General features: G+C 56.1%; 23 protein-coding genes and 1 tRNA gene. 13 read left to right on the forward strand and 11 right to left on the reverse strand.

What is annotated here, in order from left to right; translation table 11 throughout:
• The first annotated feature begins 277 nt into the window (after positions 1–277).
• The 3 genes from ACEN2T_RS10320 to ACEN2T_RS10330 all read left to right on the forward strand — a co-directional run bounded on the left by ACEN2T_RS10320 (position 278) and on the right by ACEN2T_RS10330 (position 5,083).
• Positions 278–907: a response regulator gene (locus ACEN2T_RS10320; protein ID WP_442116657.1), complete on the forward strand. Its 630-nt coding sequence runs from the start codon at positions 278–280 to the stop codon at positions 905–907.
• 1 nt (position 908) lies between these two features.
• Positions 909–4,526: a transporter substrate-binding domain-containing protein gene (locus tag ACEN2T_RS10325; protein ID WP_442116658.1), complete on the forward strand. Its 3,618-nt coding sequence runs from the start codon at positions 909–911 to the stop codon at positions 4,524–4,526.
• 134 nt (positions 4,527–4,660) lie between these two features.
• Complete coding sequence (locus tag ACEN2T_RS10330; protein WP_032886621.1) at positions 4,661–5,083, forward strand: hypothetical protein; 423 nt, start codon at positions 4,661–4,663, stop codon at positions 5,081–5,083.
• On the opposite strand, the gene dkgB is transcribed toward ACEN2T_RS10330, so the two are convergent.
• From dkgB to ACEN2T_RS10345, 3 genes are all read right to left on the reverse strand, one after another.
• Positions 5,080–5,898 (reverse strand): 2,5-didehydrogluconate reductase DkgB, encoded by an 819-nt coding sequence (gene dkgB, locus ACEN2T_RS10335; RefSeq protein ID WP_122753692.1) that lies wholly within the window; start codon positions 5,896–5,898, stop codon positions 5,080–5,082. The genes ACEN2T_RS10330 and dkgB overlap by 4 nt on opposite strands.
• A 171-nt stretch (positions 5,899–6,069) precedes the next feature.
• Entirely contained in the window at positions 6,070–7,134 is a 1,065-nt protein-coding gene (locus tag ACEN2T_RS10340; RefSeq protein ID WP_442116659.1) for a 3-deoxy-7-phosphoheptulonate synthase, read from the reverse strand.
• Between the two features lie 341 nt (positions 7,135–7,475).
• A complete protein-coding gene (locus ACEN2T_RS10345; protein WP_256585361.1) occupies positions 7,476–7,610 on the reverse strand; it encodes a hypothetical protein in 135 nt (44 codons plus the stop codon).
• A 146-nt stretch (positions 7,611–7,756) separates the two neighbouring features.
• On the opposite strand from ACEN2T_RS10345, the gene ACEN2T_RS10350 reads away from it, so the two are divergent.
• Both ACEN2T_RS10350 and ACEN2T_RS10355 read left to right on the forward strand, forming a co-directional pair.
• Positions 7,757–8,506: a carbon-nitrogen hydrolase family protein gene (locus tag ACEN2T_RS10350; RefSeq protein WP_442116660.1), complete on the forward strand. Its 750-nt coding sequence runs from the start codon at positions 7,757–7,759 to the stop codon at positions 8,504–8,506.
• Positions 8,507–8,932 carry a GNAT family N-acetyltransferase gene (locus ACEN2T_RS10355; protein WP_095186524.1) on the forward strand — a complete coding sequence of 142 codons (426 nt, stop codon included), beginning with the start codon at positions 8,507–8,509 and terminating at the stop codon, positions 8,930–8,932.
• A gap of 35 nt (positions 8,933–8,967) precedes the next feature.
• Here the strand turns inward: ACEN2T_RS10355 and ACEN2T_RS10360 are convergent, their stop codons facing one another.
• Positions 8,968–9,207: a DNA-binding protein gene (locus tag ACEN2T_RS10360; protein ID WP_032886615.1), complete on the reverse strand. Its 240-nt coding sequence runs from the start codon at positions 9,205–9,207 to the stop codon at positions 8,968–8,970.
• A gap of 82 nt (positions 9,208–9,289) precedes the next feature.
• Between ACEN2T_RS10360 and ACEN2T_RS10365 the strand changes: the two genes are divergently transcribed.
• From ACEN2T_RS10365 to ACEN2T_RS10390, 6 genes are all read left to right on the forward strand, one after another.
• Positions 9,290–9,655, forward strand: a complete 366-nt coding sequence (locus ACEN2T_RS10365; RefSeq protein WP_032886614.1) for a helix-turn-helix domain-containing protein — start codon at positions 9,290–9,292, stop codon at positions 9,653–9,655.
• Between the two features lie 151 nt (positions 9,656–9,806).
• Positions 9,807–10,448 (forward strand): response regulator transcription factor GacA, encoded by a 642-nt coding sequence (gacA, locus tag ACEN2T_RS10370; protein ID WP_442116661.1) that lies wholly within the window; start codon positions 9,807–9,809, stop codon positions 10,446–10,448.
• A 1-nt stretch (position 10,449) separates the two neighbouring features.
• Positions 10,450–12,273, forward strand: a complete 1,824-nt coding sequence (uvrC, locus tag ACEN2T_RS10375; RefSeq protein WP_442116662.1) for an excinuclease ABC subunit UvrC — start codon at positions 10,450–10,452, stop codon at positions 12,271–12,273.
• Positions 12,274–12,305: 32 nt separating this feature from the next.
• Positions 12,306–12,866, forward strand: a complete 561-nt coding sequence (gene pgsA / locus ACEN2T_RS10380; protein ID WP_442116663.1) for a CDP-diacylglycerol--glycerol-3-phosphate 3-phosphatidyltransferase — start codon at positions 12,306–12,308, stop codon at positions 12,864–12,866.
• A 60-nt stretch (positions 12,867–12,926) separates the two neighbouring features.
• Positions 12,927–13,002: transfer RNA gene (locus tag ACEN2T_RS10385), tRNA-Gly, on the forward strand.
• A 235-nt stretch (positions 13,003–13,237) separates the two neighbouring features.
• Complete coding sequence (locus tag ACEN2T_RS10390) at positions 13,238–15,079, forward strand: tyrosine-type recombinase/integrase (RefSeq protein ID WP_442116664.1); 1,842 nt, start codon at positions 13,238–13,240, stop codon at positions 15,077–15,079.
• 67 nt (positions 15,080–15,146) lie between these two features.
• Here the strand turns inward: ACEN2T_RS10390 and ACEN2T_RS10395 are convergent, their stop codons facing one another.
• The 4 genes from ACEN2T_RS10395 to mobH form a co-directional block, all read right to left on the reverse strand.
• Positions 15,147–16,892, reverse strand: a complete 1,746-nt coding sequence (locus ACEN2T_RS10395) for a hypothetical protein (protein ID WP_442116665.1) — start codon at positions 16,890–16,892, stop codon at positions 15,147–15,149.
• 62 nt (positions 16,893–16,954) lie between these two features.
• Positions 16,955–17,848, reverse strand: a complete 894-nt coding sequence (locus ACEN2T_RS10400) for a nucleotidyltransferase domain-containing protein (RefSeq protein WP_442116666.1) — start codon at positions 17,846–17,848, stop codon at positions 16,955–16,957.
• A gap of 13 nt (positions 17,849–17,861) precedes the next feature.
• Entirely contained in the window at positions 17,862–18,824 is a 963-nt protein-coding gene (locus tag ACEN2T_RS10405) for a patatin-like phospholipase family protein (RefSeq protein WP_340053156.1), read from the reverse strand.
• Positions 18,825–19,026: 202 nt separating this feature from the next.
• Positions 19,027–20,751 (reverse strand): MobH family relaxase, encoded by a 1,725-nt coding sequence (mobH, locus tag ACEN2T_RS10410; RefSeq protein WP_442116737.1) that lies wholly within the window; start codon positions 20,749–20,751, stop codon positions 19,027–19,029.
• Between the two features lie 231 nt (positions 20,752–20,982).
• Here mobH and ACEN2T_RS10415 point away from each other — a divergent pair, with 231 nt between their 5' ends.
• A complete protein-coding gene (locus tag ACEN2T_RS10415; protein WP_025214500.1) occupies positions 20,983–21,177 on the forward strand; it encodes a DUF7740 domain-containing protein in 195 nt (64 codons plus the stop codon).
• 134 nt (positions 21,178–21,311) lie between these two features.
• On the opposite strand, the gene ACEN2T_RS10420 is transcribed toward ACEN2T_RS10415, so the two are convergent.
• On the reverse strand, positions 21,312–22,274 hold the full coding sequence (locus tag ACEN2T_RS10420; RefSeq protein ID WP_442116667.1) for an ArdC family protein: 963 nt from the start codon (positions 22,272–22,274) through the stop codon (positions 21,312–21,314).
• Between the two features lie 130 nt (positions 22,275–22,404).
• Positions 22,405–22,734 carry a hypothetical protein gene (locus ACEN2T_RS10425; RefSeq protein ID WP_442116668.1) on the reverse strand — a complete coding sequence of 110 codons (330 nt, stop codon included), beginning with the start codon at positions 22,732–22,734 and terminating at the stop codon, positions 22,405–22,407.
• 452 nt (positions 22,735–23,186) lie between these two features.
• Between ACEN2T_RS10425 and ACEN2T_RS10430 the strand changes: the two genes are divergently transcribed.
• Positions 23,187–23,585: a DUF3742 family protein gene (locus ACEN2T_RS10430; protein WP_442116669.1), complete on the forward strand. Its 399-nt coding sequence runs from the start codon at positions 23,187–23,189 to the stop codon at positions 23,583–23,585.
• Here the strand turns inward: ACEN2T_RS10430 and ACEN2T_RS10435 are convergent.
• A complete protein-coding gene (locus tag ACEN2T_RS10435) occupies positions 23,574–25,115 on the reverse strand; it encodes a conjugal transfer protein TraG N-terminal domain-containing protein (protein ID WP_442116670.1) in 1,542 nt (513 codons plus the stop codon). The genes ACEN2T_RS10430 and ACEN2T_RS10435 overlap by 12 nt on opposite strands.
• Positions 25,116–25,125 lie beyond the last annotated feature (10 nt).

Consider the following 25,125-nt stretch of genomic DNA (forward strand, 5'->3'; position numbering starts at 1 on the left):
CGATGACTCAACCTTGCTGTGCCGAGGAAAAGTCCTACATTTAGTCGAGATTATCCCTTCATTGGAAAAAACAGTCGGTTGTTAAGGTTGCGCGCTTGCGCCTGCTCAGGAATCAAGGCGCGGCTTTACGTGTTTACTGTTTTTTTCAAAAGGAGGGGCCTTTACTGCCTGAGTTGTAGTAGGGAGTAATCAGCACCGTTTGTCGGAACTGTTACTTTTCACAGGTAGTTGGGTCTCGCGTGATATGTAAGCGTACTGATCTTCTCAGGGGAGTCTTATGAGCAACAAAGCTTTAATAGTGGATGACCACCCTTTTATACGCGCCACCGTCAAATATCTGCTGAAGCAGGAGGGCTTCGACAAAATCTACCAGGCGGGTAACGGCGCTGACGCCATGCAGATTGCTCGCGAAACCCGCCCTGACCTAATCATTCTTGACCTGGCGATGCCTAAGCTCGGTGGGTTGGAGGTGATCAGCCGGATCAAGGCGCTGGAGCTGCCTTGCAGGATCCTGGTGCTGACCTCTTATCTGGCGGTGTTCTTTTCGACTCGTTGCATGCGCGCTGGTGCGATGGGGTTTGTCGCCAAGACAGGTGAACTTGATGAGCTGCAGAAGGCGATCAGGGCGATCAGGTCTGGCTACAGTTGCTTCCCCAGCCTGCCCACCAGTTCGGTGCGTCGCGACGATTTGCAGTCCACTGAGCAGGAGTTGGTGGCGGCGCTGTCTGACCGCGAATTGACGGTGTTGCAAAAGCTGGCGCTGGGCCTGGGTAACAAGGAGATCGCCGAGGACATGCTGTTGAGCCATAAGACCATCAGTACCTACAAAACGCGGCTCAAGGAGAAGTTGCGCATGTTCTCGGTGGTTCATCTGTCCAAGTTTGCCCAGCGCAATCATCTGATCTGAAATGATTACCTCCCGGCTGGCGAAACACGCGGCCATCCTGCTGATGGGGCTGTTGCCTTGGGCGGCGATGGCCATCGAAGCACCCCGCGACCTGAGACTGCTGGGTCACTCCACTTTTGCAAACCCTTCTGTAGTGTTGGACGAGGCCGACTGGCGCTGGCTGCGCGAGCGGCGCACGCTGTCGATGGGCGTGTCGGCCCCTGATTTCGCCCCCTTTGACCTGAGCAGCAACAACGATGAATTGGAGGGCATCACCGCCGATTATGCGGCACTGGTCGCCCAGGCACTGAATGTCTCGATCGACGTGAAGCGGTACGACACCCGCGATGAGGTGATCGATGCCCTCAAGGCCGGCGAGGTGGATTTTGTCGGGTCGGCCAATGGCTATGAGGCGGCTGACTCGGAGTTGGTACTGTCCCGTTCTTACGCCAATGACCAACCTGCGCTGGTAACGCGCGCAGGGGAAAGCCAGGCGCTGAAAGCTGACCTTTCGGGTAAGCGCGTGGCGATGCTCTACCACTACATGCAGCCCGACGCCGTTCAGACGTTTTATCCCAATGCACAGTTGCTCTTATTTGCCTCGGCCTTCGAAGCCATAGGTGCTGTCGCGTTCGGCCAGGCCGATGTGTACCTGGGGGACGCTATCAGCACTCGTTATTTGATCAACAAGAACCACCTCAACAACGTGCGCATGGCGGATTTTTCCGCACTGGAGGTCAACCCTTTCGGGTTCGCATTCGCCAAGGACAATACACGCCTGTTGGGCATCATCAACGCTGCTTTGGCCGACGTTCCGGCCAGCCAGCAGCTGGAAATCCTACGTCGTTGGAGTGCCGGTGGCAGCGGGTTTCTGGAGGCGGATCAGCTGCGCTTGAGTGAAAGCGAGCAACGCTGGCTGGAGAAGAACCCTCGGGTGAAAATCGCGGTGCTCGACAAGTTTGTGCCGCTGTCTTTTTTCAACGGGCAGGGGCAATTCGAAGGGTTGAGCGCCGAAGTACTGTCGCGCATCAGTTTGCGCACAGGCTTGAAGTTCGATGTGGAGCGCGGCAGTTCGCTGCCCGCGCAAATTGATCAGGCCAGCGCCGGTCGTGTGGACATGCTGGCGGTCGTCACCCCGAGTGCCGAGCGCTCCGAAAAGATCCGTTTTACCCGACCTTACCTGTCCAACCCCTATGTGTTGGTGGTGCGTGCCGACGACGAGCAACTGGTGACCCTGGAAGATATGCCCGGCAAGCGCCTGGCAATCGTTAGCGGCGACAGCCTGGTCGCACAAATCGCCAAGGACTATCCCAATATCGGGTTTGTCGACGCGCAGAACCCTGAGCAGGCAATGGAATGGGTGGCCAATGGCAGCGTCGATGCGACGGCGGTTTCGCTGATCAGCGCGCGCTACATGATCGCGCGCCATTACCTTAAACGTTTGCGTATCACCAGTACGGTCGGGAGGGAGCCTGCGCGGATTACGTTTGGAGTCAACCGCAGCGAACTGGAGTTGTACTCGATCCTCGACAAGGCGTTGTTGAGCATTTCACCCGAAGAAATGGATGAGCTGACCAACCATTGGCGCAGCGAGATCATCATCGAAGACAACTACTGGATGCGTCACCGCAATATGATTATCCAAGGGTTCGGCTTAGCCGCGCTGCTGTTGCTGGTGACGCTGGGCTGGGTGTTCTACCTGCGTAATCTGATTCGCAAACGCGCCCAGGCCGAACGTGCTTTGAGCGACCAGATGCGTTTTATGAGTGTGCTGATTGATGGCACGCCGCACCCCATTTATGTGCGTGATCGCCTGGGTCGCTTGATGGCCTGCAATAACGCCTATCTCGATGTATTCGGGTTCAAGTTGGAAGACGTCATCGGTAAGACAGTGGTGGAAACCGATACAGGTAACCCGCCCCAGGCCCGTTCGTTTCATGCCGATTATTTGCGTTTGATGGAGTTGGGTGAGCCGCAGATCCATGACCGCGTGCTCAAGGTGCCGGGTGGTGGCGTTCTGACCATTTACCAGTGGATGCTCCCGTACCGCGATAGCAATGGCAGTGTCGTGGGCATGATTGCGGGCTGGGTGGATGTCAGCGAGCGCCAGCGCTTGTTGCGCCAGTTGCAGGAAGCGAAGGAGGAGGCTGACGCGGCCAATCGTGCCAAGACTACGTTCCTGGCGACCATGAGTCATGAAATCCGCACTCCCATGAACGCAGTGATCGGCATGATCGAGCTGGCGCTGAAGAATGCCGAACAGGGCAGGGCTGACCGGGATGCGCTGGAGGTCGCGTCGGTGGCGTCCCGGGGCATGCTGGAGTTGATCGGCGATATTCTCGACATTGCACGGATCGAATCCGGCCACCTTTCCCTTAGCCTGGAGCCAGCCAATCTGCACGAACTGTTGGCCTCCGTGGCGCGGGTGTTTGAGGGGTTGGCGAGGGACAAGGGCCTGTTGCTGCGAGTGGAACTTGACCCTTTGATAGATCGACCCGTGATCGTCGACCCGCTGCGCTTCAAGCAGGTGGTGTCCAATTTATTGGGCAATGCGATCAAGTTCACCGCCTCCGGTCAAGTGTCGCTGGGCGCCCAGGGCGTACCTGTGTTGGACAGTGACCAACTGAACGTGCGGTTGTGGGTGGAGGATTCGGGCATTGGCATCAGCGCCGAAGACCAGCAGCGCTTGTTCAACCCCTTTATCCAAGGCAGTAATAATGAGCAGCCAGGGCGAAGTGGGTCGGGTCTGGGGTTGGTGATCAGCCGTAACCTGTGCGAGATGATGGGCGGTCAACTGCATTTGAGTAGCGTGCTGGGCAAGGGCACGCGAGTGGACGTGACATTGGCGCTTGCGATGACCACCGCCCTGCCGGTCTCTGCACCGGTCCCGCATATACCGCCTGCCCGTGGGTTAAACATTCTGGTGGTGGATGATTACCCAGCCAACCGCTTGTTACTGGCTCGACAACTGAGTTTTCTAGGGCATCGCATCACTTCGGCAGAGGACGGTGCCCAAGGATTTGCACTGTGGCAGGCCGGACATTTTGATGGCGTGATCACCGATTGCAATATGCCCTTCAAGGACGGTTACGCGTTGGCGCGTGACATTCGTGCACAAGAGCACCAGCTTGGGTTGACGCCGTGCCTGTTACTTGGGTTCACCGCCAACGCACTGCCGCAAGAGGCTGAACGCTGCCGGCAAGCAGGCATGGACGGTTGCCTGTTTAAACCTACCGGCCTTGAGGACTTGCGCTTGGCCTTGGCACCACGGACCGCCGGAGTCGCCACGGATAACGCCGGAGCAGCGTTTGATTTAAGCCCGCTGCTCACGCTGACGCAGGGCGATGACGATGCTCTCAGCGAACTGCTGACGCCTTTACTGGACAGCCTCGAAGAGGACCGTGCTTTGCTGTCGACGCTGAAAGGGCAAGGCGCTTTCGCCAAGCTTCACGACCTGGCTCATCGTGTCAAAGGAGGCGCGCGCTTGGTCAAGGCTGAGGTGCTGACCTCCTGCTGCGAGACCTTGGAGGGCGCATGTGAGCGGCGTGATAGGGGAGCGTTGGACGCTGCAGTTGAGTCCGTAGACGCGGCCATCGAACAGTTGCAGCACAGCCTGAGTCGTTATGGCAATCAGGCTTGACTGAGGAGGAGGGCCATTCGGTTGATTTGGGAGAACTCCTACGCGAAGCGGGAATATGCCTGATTTTGTCTTCGGGATATGTCTGGAAAATAGGCGGCGCTCACTGACGAGCGCTGCCTGCCCAGGTGTTTGCCATGCCGAACAAAGCACTGACCATCCTGATTGCTGATGAACAACACCTGCAACGGTTGTACATCGAAAAAATGCTCAATCAGTTGGGGTACCACCGGATCGTGCCGGTACAAACCTTCGAAGAAGTCCAGATACTCACGGCTATCCCAGCCGAACCCTTTGACGTGCTGATTATCAGCGCGGGTTTGATAACCCATGGCTGCGGGCCCCAGCCCCAGGTGCGCCATGTACTGGTCTACGATCACCTGGATTTGGGGGCACCCTGCGGCGCAACATCGGCGGTGGTGGTACGGCTTCCCGGTGTGCCGGACAACGTTAATCTCGAACATTTCATGGACATTATCGACCCACCCGAGGCCACGGTCGGCCTGCGGGTGTTGCCGTGGCTGCGCGAATTATCGCGCAAAACGGTGGCCGGGGTTTAGTCCCACTTCGGCGCGATGCCCTTGGGGCTGGTCAAGCGGTGGCCACGTTCCAGCCCGGCAATCTGCGCCATATCGGCAGGGCTCAAGGTCAGCTGCATGGCCTTGAGGTTGCTTTCCAGATTGGCGTGTTTGGTTGACGAAGGGATGACCGCGTAACCCAACTGCATGGCCCAGGCCAGGGCGACTTGCGCCGGGGTGGCTTGGTGGTGCTCCGCGATCTGCTGGATCACGGGGTCTTTGAGCACTTCGCCGTAAGCCAGAGTCATGTACGAGGTGATCTGGATACCGTTGGCGGTGGCAAAATCCACGACGTGCTGGTTTTGCAGGTAGGGGTGCAGTTCGATTTGGTTGGTAGCGATGTGCTCGGCGCCCACGGCTGCGATGGCCTGCTTCATCAGGTCGATGGTGAAGTTGGAAATACCAATCTGGCGCGTCAGGCCCATTCGTTTGGCTTCCAGCAGCTGCCCCATGAACTCGGCGACGGGCACTTGGTCTTCCGGCGATGGCCAGTGGATCAGGGTCAGGTCCAGGTAGTCGGTCTTGAGCTTGCGCAGGCTTTCCTTGAGGCTTGGGATCAGTTGGCCTTCGGCGAAATTGGCGATCCAGATCTTGCTGGTGATAAACAGCTCATCCCTAGGGATGCCACTGTCGGCGATAGCTTGGCCGACGTCTGCTTCGTTCTCGTAGATTTGCGCGGTGTCGATGGCGCGGTAGCCCAGTTCAAGGCCGGTGCTGACGGAGTCGATTACCACTTGGCCTTGCAGGCGAAAGGTGCCGAGGCCGAAGGCGGGGACTTTTTGCGTGAGGATAGACATCAGTAACTCCATTAGGGCTGTAGGCAATGGAGTCAAGTATCCCCTCGTCGTTCCTTCGCAAACACAGTCGAATCCGAAAAGGACTCTTGACTGAATGTCACGAATGGCAAGTGTGTGGGGCTGGGGCATGAGGCGCTGTACCCACTGTAGCAGCGCCTTGAACGATCAATCTTAAGCGCGCAGGCGCTCGGCAGCCGCTCGCAACAACTGCTCGGTGGCGGTCCAGCCCAGGCAGCCGTCTGTCACTGACACACCGTATTTCATCGAAGGGCTCAACGGCTGGCAGCCTTCGAACAAATGGCTTTCGAGCATCATGCCGATCAGCGAGGTGCCACCCTGCAAGCGTTGCTCCAGCACGTCATTGAAGACGGCCGGCTGACGCAGTGGATCCTTGCCGCTGTTAGCGTGGCTGCAATCGACCATGATCCGTGGCATGACCTTGGATTGGGTCAGGCCGTGCTTCACCTCAGCCACGCTCTGAGCATCGTAGTTCGGCCCACGGTGACCACCGCGCAGCACCAGGTGGGTATCGGGGTTACCTGAGGTCTGAATGATGGCCGGGTGGCCCTGGCTATCGACGCCGAAGTGACGGTGCGGATGGGACGCCGAACGCATGGCGTCACAGGCAATCGCGACGCCGCCGTCGGTGCCGTTCTTGAAGCCCACGGGCATGCCCAGGCCGCTGGCCATTTCGCGGTGGATCTGCGATTCCGTGGTGCGCGCGCCAATCGCCACCCAACTGAGCAGGTCATCGAAGTAGCCGGCGGCCATGGGTTGCAGCAGTTCAGTGGCGACGGGCAGGCCCAGGCGCAGCATCTCGCGCATCAGTTCGCGTGACAGGGTTAAACCGGCGGCCATGTCATCACTGCCATCCAGGCGAGGATCGTAGGCCAGGCCTTTCCAGCCGATCGTCGTGCGTGGTTTTTCGACGTAGGCGCGGATCACCAGCAACATCTGGTCACTGACCTCAAGGGCCAGTTTCTTCAGGTTGCGGGCGTATTCCATGGCCGATTCCGGGTCGTGGATCGAGCATGGGCCGACGATCACCAGCAAGCGGGAATCTTCGCCATTGAGGATGGCGCGCACGGCTTGGCGATGGGCGTGGATCTGTTCAGTGAGGAACGGGCTGAGGGGCAGTTGGTGCTTGAGCTCAAGGGAGCTGGGCAGACGCTGGGTCAGGGTTTCATTGGCGCAAGTCAGAGCGGCAACGGGTAGAGCGGCGACGGAGGAGTTCATATTCAAGGCTTCCTGGTCAAGCGGCGGGCTATTCCCGCGCGCTTGGCCTACTGGGGTGTTCGACAATTGGCCGTATCGGCTACGTGTGTTGGCTTGCCACCAATAGGTGACCGATCGGAGGCGGCAGGCTGTCCCGAGCGGAGCTTGCTAAATCGCCATGCAGTGCAAGTGTCGTAGCGGTAATAGGTGGCGTAGTTCATGTCGTGATTCCTTTAAGTGTTCTTGACCAAGTTGAAAAGTGTATGGAGGCCTGAAAAACAAAACCCCCGGTCGGGGAGCCGACCGGGGGTTAGATTTCTCTGGTAGGCGACCCCTTGAGTAGTGGGCGCCGATTTCAGGTATCAGGCGCGCCAGTGGCTAAACCAATACCCAAAATAAAAGCTGACCAGTGCGCTCGAACCGTTCACACGGGTAGCCGACACCGAGCGCTGGGCGCTGGCAGCAGGGCAAACCTGAGTGTGGGTGAGTTGCAACATGGTGTGTCTCCAAATGATGGTCGGAGCTTACTAGAGGCAAGCAGGGAGATTCAATCAGTAATTTCTATTGTATGGGGGTACTTACGGCTATGGGGTGAGTGCCGATATGCTGGTCACACTCACATACCGATTGCTTGGACGCGACCATGACTGCCTTCAGCCTTGCTGCTGCTCAATCCATTTCCATTGCGGGCGATGTGCCGGCCAACATCGAACGCCATCTGGCATTTATGCGTGCTGCAGCGGAGCAGGGGGTGCAATTGCTGGTGTTCCCCGAGCTGTCGTTGACGGGCTATGAGCCGTCGCTCGCCGCTGAACTGGCGATTGCGCCAGAGGATCGGGTGCTGGCGCCCTTGCGTGAAATGGCGCAGGAGCTGCGACTGACGGCGGTGGTGGGTATGCCGATCCGACTGGCGCCAGAGGCGGGTGTGTTGATCGGTGCTCTGGTGCTGGGCGCGGACGGCTCCCTGGCGGTCTATACCAAGCAACATCTGCATGACGGCGAAGAAGCCGCGTTTGTCCCAGGGCAGGGCGGTGCTGTTGTTGAATTTGGGGCTGACCGGATTTCACTGGCGGTGTGTGCAGACTTTTCCCACGCCAGTCATCCGCGTGCTGCGGCGCAAGCGGGCGCCACTGTCTATGCCGCCGGTGTGCTGATCAGTGAAGGCGGCTACACAACTGACAGTGCGCTGCTCCAAGGCTACGCCGCTGAATATGGCTTGCTGGTGTTGATGGCGAATCATGGTGGGCCTTCGGGTAGCTGGGCCTGCGCGGGTCGCAGTGCGATCTGGGCCGCCGATGGCAGTTTGCTTGCTGTTGTGCCCGGGGTAGGGAATGCGCTGCTGATCGCGAGTCGCCACGCCGAGCGTTGGGCCAGCCAAGTGATAGCTCTGTAAATGGCCTTTCACCTGCGCGCTGCGACCGACCAGGACCTGTCCTTTGCACGAACGCTGACCCAACAAGCCATGGCCCGCTATTACGTTCAGTACGGGTTGTGGTGGTCCAACGATGGCTTCGACACCGCGTGGGCAGGTCGGGAAAACTGGCTGATTTGCCGGGACGACACCGTTTTGGGGTTTATCAGTCTGAGCCGTGATAGCCGGGCGCTCTACATTCGGGAGTTGCATCTGCTCGAAGACTGTCGCGGGATCGGCGCCGGGAGTTGGGTATTGGCGCAGATGACGCTCAAGGCGCAGGTGCTGGGCCTGTTGCGCCTGACCGTGTTCAAGACGAATCCGGCCAAAAAACTCTATCTGCGTATGGGATTCAATATCGTGGGAGAAGAAGACTACTTCTTGCGTATGGAGCGTGTCTGCAGCTAAACCATGCGTTCAATCCTAATAAGCGCATACTGGCTTCAGGAGTTGACTTCCTGATCGGCGTTTTGGCCATCAGCCTCAGAAAGGATAATCCCTTCTTTCATACCCAAAAGGACCGCTACCTTGTGGGCCTCCCCACGCCGTCCCTTTTTGCGCCCAGCGAGCACTTGATAGGTGGTTGCCGGATCGACGCCATGTTCTCGAGCGAACGCTTGAACTGACTTGCCTTGGTGTTCCAGCCAGGCCTTGGCTTGTGCTGCGGTACGGATTCCGGGCATAGTTCAAAACCGTTCAAGTTTGTTTAAATAAGGGATGAGAGTGTCACCTCTTGGGGTGTGCCAAACAGGATCATACATCCAAATGAGTGGAATCGGTTTGCGTTTGAGGCAAGAAAGGGAGCGACTTGGTCTGTCGCAAAAAGTATTTGGTGAAATCGGAGGCGTTGAAGCCAACGCACAAGGTAAATACGAAAGTGGAGGACGTGCACCTAAAGCGGACTACTTGTCTCGCGTCGCCGCGAGAGGTGTGGATGTGCTGTACGTTTTGACTGGCGCAGCCACGCCGATTCAATTGGAAAACCTGAGCCACATCGAAGAGAAGGTACTCGGGGATTACCGCGCAATGTTCAAGGAAGACCAGGCTGCGATCCGTCGCCTGACCTCTACTTTGGCCGAGCATTCATCTTCGATGAATGGAAAAGCCAAGCCAAACCCCCAGGATTCCTGACGCTTCGCCCAGCAAATTGAGCCATCCGCCTCCCGGCGGGTGGTCGTCGCTTAACCAAACTCCATATATATGACGCGTGCAACTAGGTCTGCGCCTTGGTTTTTTGCTAAGGTGTTCGGCAACCTATAAGACCATTTCGCGAGGTGTCTGCTTGATTAGGGTGCTAGTAGTCGATGACCATGATCTCGTTCGTACAGGCATTACACGAATGCTGGCTGACATCGATGGCCTGCAAGTAGTCGGCCAGGCCGAGTCGGGGGAGGAATCCCTGATTAAGGCCCGGGAGTTGAAACCCGATGTGGTGTTGATGGACGTCAAGATGCCTGGGATCGGCGGTCTTGGTGCAACGACCAAATTGCTGCGCAGCCATCCGGACATCAAAGTCGTGGTGGTGACTGTGTGCGAGGAAGACCCGTTCCCGACACGTCTGCTGCAGGCTGGTGCTGCGGGTTACCTCACTAAAGGGGCAGGCTTGGCGGAAATGGTCCAAGCCATTCGCCTGGTGTTTGCCGGCCAGCGCTACATCTGCCCGCAGATTGCTCAGCAGTTGGCCATCAAGTCCTTCCAGCCTGTCAGCGACTCGCCGTTTGATGCACTGTCGGAGCGGGAAATCCAGATCGCCTTGATGATCGTCGGTTGCCAGAAGGTCCAGACGATCTCCGACAAACTGTGCCTCTCACCCAAGACCGTTAATACCTACCGCTATCGCATTTTCGAGAAGCTCGCCATCAGCAGTGATGTTGAATTGACCCTGCTCGCGGTGCGCCACGGCATGGTGGACGCCAGCGCCTGACATGACCACACCGTTTGATTCGAGTGCCTTTCTCTCAACCTGCAGTGGCCGCCCTGGCGTGTACCGCATGTTCGACAGCGAGGCCCGCCTGCTTTACGTCGGCAAAGCCAAGAACCTGAAAAATCGTCTGGCGAGCTATTTTCGCAAGAGCGGTCTCGCGCCGAAAACTGCCGCCCTGGTAGCGCGCATCGCCCAGGTCGAAACCACCATCACCGCCAATGAGACCGAAGCGCTGTTGCTTGAGCAGACGCTGATCAAGGAATGGCGGCCGCCCTACAACATTTTGCTGCGTGACGATAAATCCTACCCCTATGTGTTTTTATCGGACGGTAATTTCCCGCGCCTGAGCATTCACCGCGGGGCGAAGAAGGCGAAGGGCAAGTACTTCGGGCCTTATCCCAGCGCTGGGGCAATTCGTGAAAGCTTGAGCCTGCTGCAGAAAACCTTTTTTGTGCGCCAGTGTGAAGACAGTTTCTACAAGAATCGCACGCGGCCTTGCCTGCAATATCAGATCAAACGCTGCAAGGCGCCCTGTGTGGGCTTGGTGGAACCGTCGGAGTACGCCGAGGATGTGCGCCATTCGGTGATGTTCCTAGAAGGACGCAGCAATGCGCTCACCGATGAGCTATCGGCAGCCATGGAGCAGGCGGCGAGTACCCTGGATTTTGAGCGGGCTGCGGAGCTACGCGACCAGATCTCCTTGCTGCGCCGTGTCCAGGACCAACAAAGCATGGAAGGTGGCACCGGCGACGTTGACGTGATCGCGGCCTTCGTCAACCCGGGCGGCGCTTGTGTGCACCTGATCAGTGTGCGCGGCGGGCGAGTGCTCGGCAGCAAGAACTTCTTCCCGCAGACCGGTATCGACGAGGAAGTGGCCGAAGTCATGGCCGCCTTCCTGGGCCAGTACTACGTGAGCAGCCCTGAGCGCGACCTGCCGTCGGAGCTGATCGTCAACGTAGTGCACGAAGACTTCCCCACCTTGATCGAGGCGATCCACGAACTGCGTGGCCGCGAGCTGGACATCAGCCACCGCGTACGCGGCACCCGCGCGCGTTGGCAGCAATTGGCGGTGACCAATGCCGAGCAGGCCCTGAGTGCGCGCCTGGCCAACCGACAGCATGTGGCCGCACGTTTCGACGCCCTGGCCGAAGTCCTCAATCTGGACGAGCCACCACAGCGTCTGGAGTGCTACGACATCAGCCACTCCAGCGGCGAGGCCACCGTAGCCTCCTGTGTGGTGTTTGGTCCGGAAGGGCCGATCAAGTCCGACTACCGGCGCTACAACATCGAAGGTGTGACCGCCGGCGATGACTACGCCGCCATGCACCAGGCTCTCACGCGCCGCTTCAGTAAGTTGAAGGACGGGGAGGGCAAGTTGCCGGATATCCTCCTGGTCGACGGCGGCAAGGGGCAACTGTCCATGGCCCGCGACGTGCTCAACGAGCTGGCGGTACCTGATCTGATCCTGCTCGGCGTGGCCAAGGGGACCACACGCAAAGCGGGTTTCGAGACGTTGTACTTGAATGATGCCGCCCATGAGTTCACTTTGAAGGGCGATTCGCCCGCGCTGCATTTGATTCAACAGATTCGCGACGAAGCTCACCGTTTCGCCATTACCGGCCACCGCGCCCGCCGTGGCAAAACCCGGCGAACCTCAACTCTGGAAGGGGTGGCCGGGGTCGGCCCGACGCGACGTCGCGACTTGCTTAAACATTTTGGTGGCTTGCAGGAGCTGTCCCGTGCCAGCATTGACGAGATAGCCAAAGCACCCGGTATCAGTAAAAAGCTCGCTGAGCTGATTTATGCGAATCTGCACAGCGAATAGAATGCCTTTCCACCTCGTAGCCAGTTGTGCCGATGAATATCCCTAATCTGATCACCGTTCTACGCGTCTTGCTTATCCCGATTTTCATTTTGTTGTTCTATCTGCCGTACGAATGGAGCTACTTGGCCTCCAGTTCGGTGTTCGCCTTTGCGGCTGCCACCGACTGGCTTGACGGCTACCTGGCCCGCCGCTTGGAGCAGAGCACGCCTTTTGGCGCGTTCCTGGACCCCGTGGCCGACAAGCTGATGGTGGCTGTCGCTCTGGTCCTGCTGGTGCAAGAGCACGGTAATCTGTGGCTGACCCTGCCGGCCGCGGTGATCATCGGTCGTGAGATCGTCGTTTCGGCTCTGCGCGAATGGATGGCCGAAATTGGCGCCCGCGCCCACGTAGCCGTGTCCAACATGGGGAAATGGAAAACTGCCGCGCAAATGCTCTCGCTGGTCATCCTGCTGGCGAACCCGTCCGATTTCTCCTTTTGGGTATTGCTGGGCTACGCCTTGCTGCTTATCGCCGCCGGTCTGACCCTGTGGTCGATGCTCCAGTATCTGCGCGCTGCCTGGCCACATCTGCGCACTACTGTTGAAAAGAAATAAAACTTTTTTGAATCAAGAGGTTGACGGGTGCTCAGGATTCTATAGAATGCGCATCACCAAGCGGGAATAGCTCAGTTGGTAGAGCACGACCTTGCCAAGGTCGGGGTCGCGAGTTCGAGTCTCGTTTCCCGCTCCAAATATTGCGCTACAGAGTTCCACTGAATTCTGTAAGTGATTGAAATAAGGGCCTTAAGGCCCTTTTTTCGTTCCAGCGGGAACCACTGAAATCCAGCTCCATCCAGTGCTTTTAAGTCCCGATTTAAGTCCCGAACGAGGATCTTGGATTTGGATGTGCACTGAATCGGTTTTTTGCTGGAGCAGCTTGGATAGCGAGACGAGCATCTGGCCCTGACTCTGTTCAGGAGCTCGCTATGGCACTCTCGGATACGACCGTTCGGCAAGCCCGGATCACCGGCAATGACTACACAATAGGCGACACGGATGGGCTCGCGCTCAACGTGACCGCACGCGGCGGGAAAATCTGGCGTTTCAGATACTACTGGGCGGGCGTGCAGAAGCGCATGTCTCTCGGTAGTTATCCGCAAATCAGCCTTAAAGAAGCCCGTGCCCGACGCGATGAGGCGCGCGCCTTGGTCGCCCAAGGTATCAATCCCTATGAGCACCGTAAACAGCAGCGTCGTGCTGTTCGTTTTGCGGCAGAGCACACCTTCGAGGCTGTGTTCAATCAGTGGGTAGAGTTCCGCAGGCTGAGCCTGAAGGAAGGACGCCAGAGCACGCTCTCGCAGATCTTGAGAATCTTCAATAAAGACGTCCTGCCCACCCTGGGCGGGCGGTCCATCTACGATATCAATCGTCACGATCTGCTGGATTTACTGAGCAGGATCGAACAGCGCAAGGCCTTAACGACAGCCGAAAAATGCCGGACCTGGTTCAACCAATTGTTCCGCTATGCGCTGGTGAAAATCGAGGGGCTGGAACACAACCCAGCTTCAGATCTTGATGTGGTTGCACTCCCCAAACCTCCGGTTACGCACAATCCATTTCTTCGTATGGACGAGCTCCCGGCATTGATGGCTGCGCTTCGAAATTACGGTGGCGCCAACCAAACTCGGCTTGGCCTTCGGTTGTTATTGCTGACCGGTGTTCGCACGGGCGAGCTACGCTTGGCGACACCCGACCAGTTCGATCTGGAGAAGCGCTTGTGGGTCATACCGGCGGAAGTGGTGAAACAACTCCAGCTAGCGATGCGGAAGCCAGGTAAGCAGATTCAAAATGTACCGCCCTACATTGTCCCGCTGTCGGTTCAAGCGCTGGAGATCGTGCGTCACTTGCTGGATCAGGTTGTCCCCGCGCAACGCTACTTGTTTGCGCATCGAAGCGACCTGAGCAAGCGTATCAGTGAGAACACGCTGAATGGCGCGCTACGCCGGATGGGGTACGCCGATCAACTCACCGGTCATGGCATGAGGGCAACGATCTCGACGGCGCTGAACGAGATTGGATACCCGAAGGTGTGGGTGGACGCTCAGCTTTCTCATGCTGATCCGGACAAGGTGAGCGCAGCCTACAATCATGCGGAGTACGTCGAGCAGCGCCGGACCATGATGCAAGATTGGGCGAACCGTTTGGATCTGTGGGGGCAGGGCCAACAGAAAGCGGCAAGCTCTCCGTTAACCATTCTATTGGAGGGAGCCGCTTCGCTGCCGCCGTTGGAAAACGAGAATGCAAACGCCGTTCCATACGGCAGTGGCTTCCCAGCGACGACGGTCCCAGCCTCCAAAATGTCCGTCAGCAACGAACCGGTCCTTAACGCGGCTCAGTATTCACCTGTCCTACCTGCTCCAACGCAGACTGAACAGCTGCGCGAACCCCAAGTATCTGACATACAACGTCAGCGCGCCGAGATGCTCGCCACCTATGAAGCTTCGAATAATTTGCCGTTGCTTGTCTTCGCCAAACTGGCAGGCAAATCCCGCGATCAGATCAACCGCGATATCAAGGCTCGGCGCCTACTATCCCTGAGTCTGGGGAATCGCGGTCAGCGCATTCCCGATTGGCAGCTTGATCCACTGCGGCACAAGTTGGTTCTCACGGTGTTAACGCAGTCTCCGGATGTGGATGCATGGGGGCTTTATGGAGTGCTTTGTAAGCCTCATGAGCAACTAAAAGCTCGTTCGCCAATCGATGTCCTCATTCCGGATAATTTCGACGAGATCACACGAATCGTGTGCAGTGCCCTGGTCTCAAGCTGAGGAACTGTCTTCGAGCGATGACAGCGGATGTTACCGCTTCCTTGGCCACGATGTCAGCTACACGGACTTAATCGGTAAGGTAACTTTCCTCCATCTCGGGATGAACCTCGAATCTCGCTGTATCAAGATGAATCGCGCCTACTTCTTTCGGGAGATCATTCAGTCTTTCGATTGCGGAGTTAATCCGCTTACATTGCTGAGCATTGATATAGAAGCGATGGTCATTCAACCAGTTACGAGAGTCATGATAGTTATCGAGGGTTGCCGTTTCAAACTGTTCAACATGCCGTTCAATAAGGTTACGGCTAGCTAGTCGTCTAAGCGCGGGGATAATATCGACGGTGTGATCGTCTGAGACAACAATAGCAAGCCTTCGATGGCTTTCAGTTTGTACATAGCGCATGCCAGAGTTGAATCGCGACCCTCTTGAGGGCGTACAATTTTCGTTCGCTTCACCATCTAAGATAATCCCGATTGCATGGCATAAGCCAGAGGGGTCGAGCAATATGGTTCCGTCAATACCGCTTACGCTCCGAAGTAACTCCTCGGAAAGCCGAACGGGTAAGACATTGGTACCTTGTTTGCTGAGTCTATGCGCTTCGCTGGCCGCATCTTCGGCGACGACGATCATACTGCCGTGTTTCTGGTCAATCTGAGCCAGCAGTAAGCTCCACAGGTGCAGCCCGTCTTTCGGCACCGACTGAGAGAACAGCCGCGCGTAGTTTGCTAAAAATGCAGCTTTATTGAAGGGCTCCTGTGGGAGCTTAGCCACTGCATACTGACTGCGAATCAGTATCTGATTGCCGCAACGTAATTCCCAGTGATAATGATCAAGAAAAGCCACTGTGAATGCATCTTGCTCACTTGGGCTATGCGACTTCTTTAACTGCCCAAGCCCAAATATGTATTGACTGTTAGCAATGATTCCGACACCAGTCGTCGCCATCTGCAAAATTTTCCGTACCCATCGCGGCTGACGAAAAGACACAGGTTCGGTAAATCTTACCAGAAACTCGATCGCCTCGTTCTCCGGGTCGACGAGAATGAGATGGCCAATACCTTTCGCGCCCTCATACATTAGAGACGAGACAAGGTTCAAGGTGTCGAAAAGATCGGTATGAAGATATCGCTGATCGATAGACAGTCCGGGTGTATGTAGGAAGTCTTTCGCAGCAATATGGACGATCTCCTCTGCGTTCCTCATACTGCGATGAGTAAAGCGTCCTGGATCAGGATTATGCAACTCTTCGGTAGCTTCATGAAGAACGGCGTGCATCGCAGCGTGTATTAGACTGCGAAATCCGCGTCCCCGTTGTTTCTCACCCATATGTATGGAAGGTAAAGGAGGAAATTGAACGAAGGTTGCATTAGGAATTTGCACGACCGGAGTTACGTAGTATTCGCCTAGGCGCCGGGCCTCGCCGCAGAATGAGATAACTGCGTGCTCGGTGTCGAAGGTTTCTAGCGCCTTGGCAACCGCGGTGCGTACAGAGTCGCGACGCATCCATTCTGGTTTGTCACGCATGCTTTGCTCATCGCCGTAACACATGTTCTGTAAATCGTGATTGCGATAAGTCGACTCGACGGACTCAAGCAAACCTTCAAACAAAGATGGAGACCACTTTCCGTCTTCCGGCTCTATGCATACATGGTTACGGTTGTCGCTATCGGGGCTGCGCGCTCCAACCAGAAGCACCTCTGCATTTGCCTCCGCCCCCAATTTCTGTAGGACATCTCGAGCTAGAATTTGAATATGAATTCTGTAGCTGACCTGATAACTCCACATAAAAAGGTAAATGAGACCGCCTGCCATGAGAATTCCCCAAGTTTGCTGACTACCGTATCACCACGGCAGATAATTTTTTATGGCTCACTTCACCACTCATTCCACAACTTGATGGCAGCCTCGATAAATGCCTCTCCGTCGGCCCTCTCCCATGAAGTTGGCGTCCCCTCCCAAAGCAGATAGTACTGCTCGTTGGCACATACCAGCTCTCTCTTATTTGCTTCCGTTTGAATCCAATTCATAGCATTCACGAAGCAATCAGCATAGCTAGATCCGAACTTGTTGTTGGGTACGTTATAGAGTAGCCCTTCGATATAATAAAATGGCGCGATTCCGGGCTCCAATCTTCCGTCAGCAACGAGCTTACTTCGAATATTCTTCAGGATGCGAACCATTGGCTTCAGCCACTTTTTGCTTTCTTGATGTTTCGCTGTGAGATTTTCCGAATGCTGCTTTGGATAGTTTGCGATGCGCGTGCCTGCGCCGTCGAAGAAGCAGATCCCTTCATCAAAAGTTGCATCATAGGTACTTTTAAACTTCCAGTAGCGTCGGAACTGCATTGCAACAATTACGTCCGACTTGCGCCGGCTGCCATTCGCTGCCACAGCAATGGCCTTATCGCCCGCCACCACGTCGGTACCGAATCGGTCCGTAAGAACCCTCAAAACCTCCCGCTTGTACTCAGCATACGAATATGTGGCCGGGATAAATGCTTGGTCATACGCGTCTTTGTCTTCTGACGACAATTGCTCCAGATCGCTGTAGTAGACATCATCAAGTCGTATAACTACATCTACATCGCTTTCTGCGTATATATTGGTGTCATTCCCATATGAGCCCTGAAGGAATACCTTGTAGTTTTTCCCGTGATACGTAGCGGTCGTAGCCTCTGAGACATTCTTAATCGTGTTGTAAGTCGCAGCAGATTGAGTGATAGACCCCTGGTGGGACCAGACTTCAAGTTGTGATTCAGGTATTCCCATAATCCTTGCCCCCTCACGTTAAAAACGCCCTCAACTGCACTTCGCGAGAAGCAAATGACTCACTGCCGCGCTGACGAAGGATGTTCAGTTTCTCCAAGTTGTGCTCCATCAAATCCGTTGCCATTTCTGGACGCTCGAAGGTGTCACTGATCCTGATTGTTGCTATGTCTTTGAACAAGATGTCACGCAGTTGATCCATCGATTGGGTATTGATTTCCAGGGTCTTCTGAAGTAATTGGATCGCTACCCATTTCTTCGCGATCCCCATCAGAAATCCTGGCTTAGGCTCCGGGTATATACCAACGCCGATATTCACTACTCGGATGTCTTGACGCTCTTTTTTGAGTGCGACAGTCGCATCGGCAACTGCAAAAAGGGTTGGATTGTTCGCGCAGTAACCGCCGTCAATTAGCTCGATTTTGTCTCCTGCATCGGTGATGACGACCTTTCTCTCAAAAAATGGGTAGGCCGAGCAAGAAGCTTGTACGGCATCTGCAATGCATACACCGAAGCCCGGCTTGAAGGTTCCCTTACGGCCATGGGCCTGTGCAATGTCGCTCTTGAAAATCATTGGCCGCTCAGTCATCCAGCGGGTGGCGACGATGCCAATGCCAGTCTTGAAGTCTTCAAAGGTTTTGTCCTCGAAGACCTCCTTTGCCAGACATTGAAGCGCCGCAGTCTTGGCTGCGGCCGACTTGCTAGCCATGACTCTCGGTACGTGTGCCTTGTAGAGAGCATGTATCTGATCTACTTCGTATCCGAGTGCGATGAGTGCAGCGATGATGGCGCCGGTGCTCGTTCCAAATACAAGGTCAAATCTCTTGTACAACGGGCAACCAAGCATGGCCTCAATTTCCTTGAGGACTCCAAGCGTGTAAAAGCCCTTCGCACCACCTCCGTCAAGAGCAAGAATGCGGCACACACCGTCACTTTCATATTCGGTGGTGAGCGAAGAAGTGCGGTTGGAATCAGGCATCCTATTTGTCCCTCATGATGGCATGCGGCTCCTATGGGAGATGATTCAAGACCGGATCAATTAGCCATTCGTCCTCTCCAGTATGTACCATCGTTAGCATTGGAATTTCAGTACTTCGTACTGTCCGGCCAGTTTTTCAATGTCGGGCACCTAGAGGTCATTCCAGAGTAACGGAAACGAGGGAGTGATTTTCTTTGTGCCGCTACCTTACCTCGAGCATGAGGTAGGGGTTGCCCGGAGGCAGTGATTCGAAGATTAGCCCGGGATCTTCGAGTAAATAGCCTTTGAGTTTGGCCTTCTTCCGTGGGCCTTCAACTTGGCAGGTCCAGATGTTCAATCCGTCACCACGCTTCCTGTGGACCTTCAGTTTTTCGAACTGCTTTTGCACCCAACGCCATTCGTCAATCTCCTGATCTGAACCTTGAGAAACGCCTGGAAATTCCTGCGCGTAGCGTTGGAAGAGACCAGGCGTGACCAGAAATACGCTGCCACCCACCGTGTGGATTTTCGCCTTGCTGTCGTTGATGATCAGTTTGTGGCTCAGAATGCCTTTCTTGACCCAATTCAGGAATGCCTGGCCTGGGTTATCCGATTGAAGCGTTGGAATTTCGACAGCACTTTCTGACAGTGCGTCTTTGGCCTCGGGCTCTTCCAATTCGAACATGTCCAGCAGCGTGCCGAGGTAATCGGCATCCTCTAGCGCCATGGGATCCGGCTGCGGTTGGCTTTGAGCTGATCTAGTACTGGCTGTCTCGGGCGCTGGTGTTGGTGCCGGGGTGTCAGTTGAGTGGTCATGGGCCGCAATGCTCACCGTTCCGCTGAAAGTCTCGGGCCGGTCTTCGTTCCCCCAAATCAGTGCCGGTTGAAGGCGCAGAAAGGTAAAGGTTTGCTGCCAGTTTCCCTGTGCCACGAGCGCGGTCCAGATGGCTTTGCCTTCCGGCGTAGGCTCAACCAATCCATGCGATTGCAACTCGTCGAATACCGCGAGGTTGGACGAGGGAATTCCCTCAATTGATTGCGACAGCAAATAGGCTCGCAGCTTGTCCGTGACCGTCTTGCTGACCAGCCACAGGGCATCCTCAGTCAACCAACCAGCGGCACCTGGCTGGTTGAGTTTCAGTTCATGTTGAACCAGATGACGCAGTCCGCTGATCAAGTGATGTTGCAGCGAATGGATCGGCGCTTGCAGCGCCTTGCTCGGATTACCACCGATGTTCTGTGCGGTGGAAACGCGGTCGGCCTGCATCACCAGCTCACCGAGCACGCCGGCACGTTCGTATTGGCCCGCCAGGACATACAGCAGGCAGGCCCACAGCGACGGAAATCCACTGAGCCAGTCCAAGATAGGTCGGTCCAGAATTTGGGTGTAGAGCAAACCTGCGGCGGCGCCGTGCAGGTGGTAGTCGCGTCCTTTGAGGTAGCGAAAACGGTAGGGCTGATCCAGGGAACCCTGCCAAGGATGCCAAACACGACCATCCTGGCGTTCGACCAGCAGGTCCACGGCGATCTTGCCGATGTCATGCAGCAGGGCGCCATAGGCGATGCCGGCGGACCAGGCGTCGGTCTGGGCGGCTTGGTCTTCGGGGGCGGCACCGGTGGGAAGCAGATACGACTGACGCAGTTTCAAACTACAAGCGACCAGCTCCAACCCATGGTCGAGCATGCCGCCAAGATAAGCATGGTGGTGCGTCTCGCTGGCTGGAAGCTGCTGGACCAGCTCGGCGTAGCGATGGATCGGATTTAAATAGAGCTGGCTGAACTGTGGATGGGAGAGGGCGGTGTACTGCCAGATGCGATCGAGCAACTGGCGGCGATGCTCGGCTGCTAACAAGCTCTGGGACGATTCGATGGGCAGATACCCATCGGCGACGTTTACGGTTGGTGGCGCAGGAGGCTTTTGCCTTTTGTGCCGAAACAGACTGAGCATCATGGTCCTCCCGGGAACTGGCAGAGTCAGTGGCCTTTTAGCCTTTTCGGATAGGGCTCTTACTCTTGACTCCCCATTCCCTTCCAACCCTTACCGGTCCTTTTGACGCGGTTCCCTTTGTGCGGCAATCGGAATCTCGATTTGTCCTGGTGCCGTTTTATTGTATGCGCATGCTGGTACGAAAAAGGAAAGTGTCGGTACACTGCGGTGCGAATTTTATTGGGTCTTGTCATGAATCTCACTGACGCCACGCTCGTGCTGCTGCTCGCGGCACGTATCCATGGGACAGACGAAGCTGTCAGGGCCTCGGCGAAGAGCGTGGTCAAGAAGCTGCCGCGCAGCAAACGCGATCTGATCTACAAGGTGATCGACAGCCGAAGTCCACTCGAGCTGGTGGATTACCTGGCTGAGAATCTGGATACGTAACGGTGTACTGCGGTTACGGGATTACCTCATGTTCTTTGCGTCAGAGCTCCGCGGTGTGGGGATTTTTCTGGGCATAGAAAAAGGGTCCAACTCGTGTTGTACCCTGTGAAGCGATTGCAGCAGTGAGGTAACGATCAAGCTCCATCGTTCATGCATCGCGAATTATCCATTACCGTCTGCTTCTGTTGCTGCTCCAGGTCGAGCACATACTCCGAGGCGCATCGGGCCTGGCCACTGGCGCGGAAAATCGCGCGGTTGTCAGAATTGAGCAGGCCGAGCCAGGAGTCGATATAGCCCTCGTGCCGAAGCTCTCCCCGTATACCGGCGTAGGCACATAAAAAAGCGGCGCCCATTTCGGCGATCAACTCTTCAAATGCATAGCCTGGCGAGCCAAATGGACACGGAGAGGTCACGCCTTCGCGCTGCAATCGAGAGTGGTGTCCGGTCCAGTGCGTCAGCTCGTGAAGTGCAGTGGCGTAGTATCCACCTTGATCGTGGAATTGCGATTTTGTCGGCAGTTGGATGAGATCCCTGATCGGGTGGTAAAAGGCTTCGTCGGCAAATCGATGGATGATATGTGCGCCCGAACTTAGCAACAAACTTTCTGCAGCAGCGTTGGGGAAGACGGGATCGCTCGGTTCCGTCTCGAGCAAAGTTTCGTTGAGCGTTTCGAGCCCCTCCGTTTGCTCGATGTTGAACAGAAAATGCGTCCTGAGAATGCCAAAGTGAGCGATCTTGGGCTGACCGTTCTCATCAAGTACGGGTTGGCCTGATTCGGTCTGTTCCTCGCGCTCCATCGGCTTGTAGAGTACTGCCAGAGTGCTGTGCTCACCCTTACGGATGTGTCCACCGGCTTTTTTGGCTTGAATGAAGGTCAGCCAGCGATCTTGAGTGAACCCCTGCAACCTGGCCTCGGCCCAGAGCAGCGGTAAATTGATGCCCGAATAGGGACGCTGGGTGATGGCGTTGATGGGGTAGGGTTGGTGATGATCGACGTCAGCTGAGCCACTTGAGGACCAGGGTTTGATCCAGGGCGCTACGCCTTGGTCTAACGCGGTAACGATCTTGTCAGTCACGTCTTGGTAGATATTGCGCATGGCATGTTCCTCGAAAAACCGGAGGAACGCCTTGCCCGTCGGGGAGGGTTCCCCGGTGGGTGTTGATTGGATTGATGCAGGACTGCGTATAGCCTGAGTTGGATCAGTGGCCGGGTATGGCCATTTGCGTTCAGCGTTGTTGCTCTTCCGCAAGCGCTATCAGCAAGGCGTTAGGTTGGTCTGATGCCTGAAGCAGGCTTAGGCTCAGTCGCAGTAATGACTCATGATCTGCATCACTCGCTGAGCCGAACTCGGCTACCTCGAACACCACGTAGGGTGTGTTTGGATCGGCCAGGTGAGCTTTGAAGGCTGCGCGTACGACGTTGCTCAGCCTATCGAGCTGCAGCTTTTCAGGATGACTTGAGCCATCGAGCAATACTGCGTGTTGCCACGCGTCTTGAGTGAACACAATGGGCAAGCGCAGAGTGTTCAGTGCTTCGCTTGTGAGTGAGTCGGACATGGTGTGCCTCCGTTGATAGCGCGAAGAAACCTGTCCCATAGGGGAAAGAATTTCCCCACAGTGGGTTGAAGAAAAGCAAGAGGATTTGGGACGAGCCGAGCTCGAAAGAAGCTCGGGAGAGCGGTAGGCGTTCATCACCCGTGAAACGTGACTGTGCGAGCCACCGAACGCTAATCGCACTTGGGGGGGAACCATCACCGGAGTGACGTAGCATTGAAGGCTCTGGCTACCTGGGAAGGTGCTGTCGATAACAGCGATCCGTACCCTCTATGTAGCTGGATGATATGGATGGGTCAACGGCCTTAGAGGCACTGTTGTACGAGGTGCGTCTTCTGTCTTCCAGTGAAGAGTTTTCGACCGAACAAGCTGATAAACGGTTAAGCATGGGCGGTTTTCAGTAGTAGGCTGTAATCTCGATTTTCACAGGAATACGCTCAGAAGAGGGCGCAATCATGCCGGCTCAGCAGTCACCTCAAATCTCCCGTGCACACCGCTGGGCATATGCATGCGGTATGTCGGTAAAACGTGTTTATCGCAGGTTGAAAGGATTTGAATCTCGTGTGGCTAAACGTGCGGTGGCGACAGGTATGCCCGCGGGGGGGCTATTGGTTCGTGGAAGCTTTCTGGTTACGAAGCTGGCACTCATCCTTGGGTTGCTCTTTATCGGTTTCTGGTTGGTCGCTTCTTTGGTAACGATGATTGCTGTGATTGGACTTCTGGTGTCCAAGGCTGCCATTAATGGGGATCTTAAAGAGGCGGAAACAGGACCAGATTATCTCGGTGCCGACCTCTACATCGGTGACTTCGATGACAACGGGCACTACATCGGCGATAGCAAGTCATCTAACTGAGCGCTTAGCAGCCCCGATTATTTGATCCGTACCTTTGCTTGCTGAATCACTTGCGGCTTTGCTGCCATTGGCCAACATGGCTTGAATCCCATTTCCTACTGCATATCCCGTCCAGCTCATGGCTCCAAGGAACAACATCGGCAGTACGATGAACATCGCCCCCATCACATACTCAATCACCTGCGCCGTGACGGTTCCGTCCATAAAGCCGGATGTGGGTAGGGACAACAGCACCTGATTGGACGCCGACACCTGGTTGTACAAGGTATCGAGCATGCTGAAGTCGACCCAACGGGCCAGCTCCCACCAGAAGGTCAGCATGTGCAGCGTGAACAGCGCGAACGTCACCGTCATGACGGTCTTTAGCTGGTAGGTACTGACCAGCAGGATCAGCGGCAAGCTGATTATGACGCCCATGATCAGGAAAGCCTGCACCATCGGCAGAGCGGCGCGTAGCGCGTTCATCGCCGGGAAATTGCTGAAGGAGCCGAGAGCCAGCCCAGTGTTGGTGGCCAGGTTATTAAGCCCCTGATTGATCGATCCGCCGCGAGCACTGGAGCCATAGTCTTGGTACACCTGTCCGGGCGACATGGACATCGATTGTTGGCGCGGGCTGACCAGTTCGCGAAGCGTGGCATCCTCGATCTCGTTGCTTGAGCGACCAGTCAACCAGCCTTTCAGCTGGGTCAGCAGCGAAGGATCGACTTGCTCGATCAAGCGTGCTCGCAACCCGATACCGCTATCACTCCACCACTGTTTGCAAGTGGGGTAGCCTGCGCCATTCTCCAGCCGTGGCAATGAAACATCGCGGGTTTCATCATAGGGCCAGCTGACTCGCGGTGTCCGTGAGCGATCGGTGTCGTAGTAGCCCGGAGTGTCGAGAAAATAGCGTGAGCCGATCCAGGACGCATCATGACTTTGCGCCTTCTCCAGCTGCGGACGATTGGTGAACAGCCGAGAGCGGGAATAGCCGTAGCAGTCGCGAGTAAAATCGGCGACTTCCTGTAGCAACACTTGGTTATCAATGCGAGAACTGTCGATCTCCATGCGCATCTGCCTGATGTCCGGTGCGCAGGGAATGGAGGCGGTGGCCGCTGCGGTCACTCCTTTACTTAAGGCGTGCACCAGAAACCACCAGATTGGCACGTTGGCAGAGCGTTCTCCGATGGTGTTGAAAGTGGTACCCCAGGCGGTTTCCGCTGGCTTGGCCACGCTGACACCGCAGCGTTGGCTCGCTGCATCATCAAACGCCATTGAGGCAAGGTTCAACGGAAAGACGGGCGCACAGGCGAACAGTACGACGATATAGGCCAGCCATAATCGGTTCTCAATCCGCGGCACCGAGAGCAATCCCTTGTTGCCTTCATCCGCGCCTTGCTGACGGGCCGACAACCACTCTTGCAAGATAATCGCGCCGAAGGGCGCGGCGAACAATCCAGTATCGGACATGACGTTCCAGATACCGTTGTTGACGATCCATGCCAGCAGGGAGAGGTAAAACTCCAGGTAGCTGTTGGTGCTCATGAGCATGGTGGTTACC

This window comes from Pseudomonas sp. W22_MBD1_FP4 (assembly GCF_052113765.1).
GTDB lineage: Bacteria > Pseudomonadota > Gammaproteobacteria > Pseudomonadales > Pseudomonadaceae > Aquipseudomonas > Aquipseudomonas sivasensis.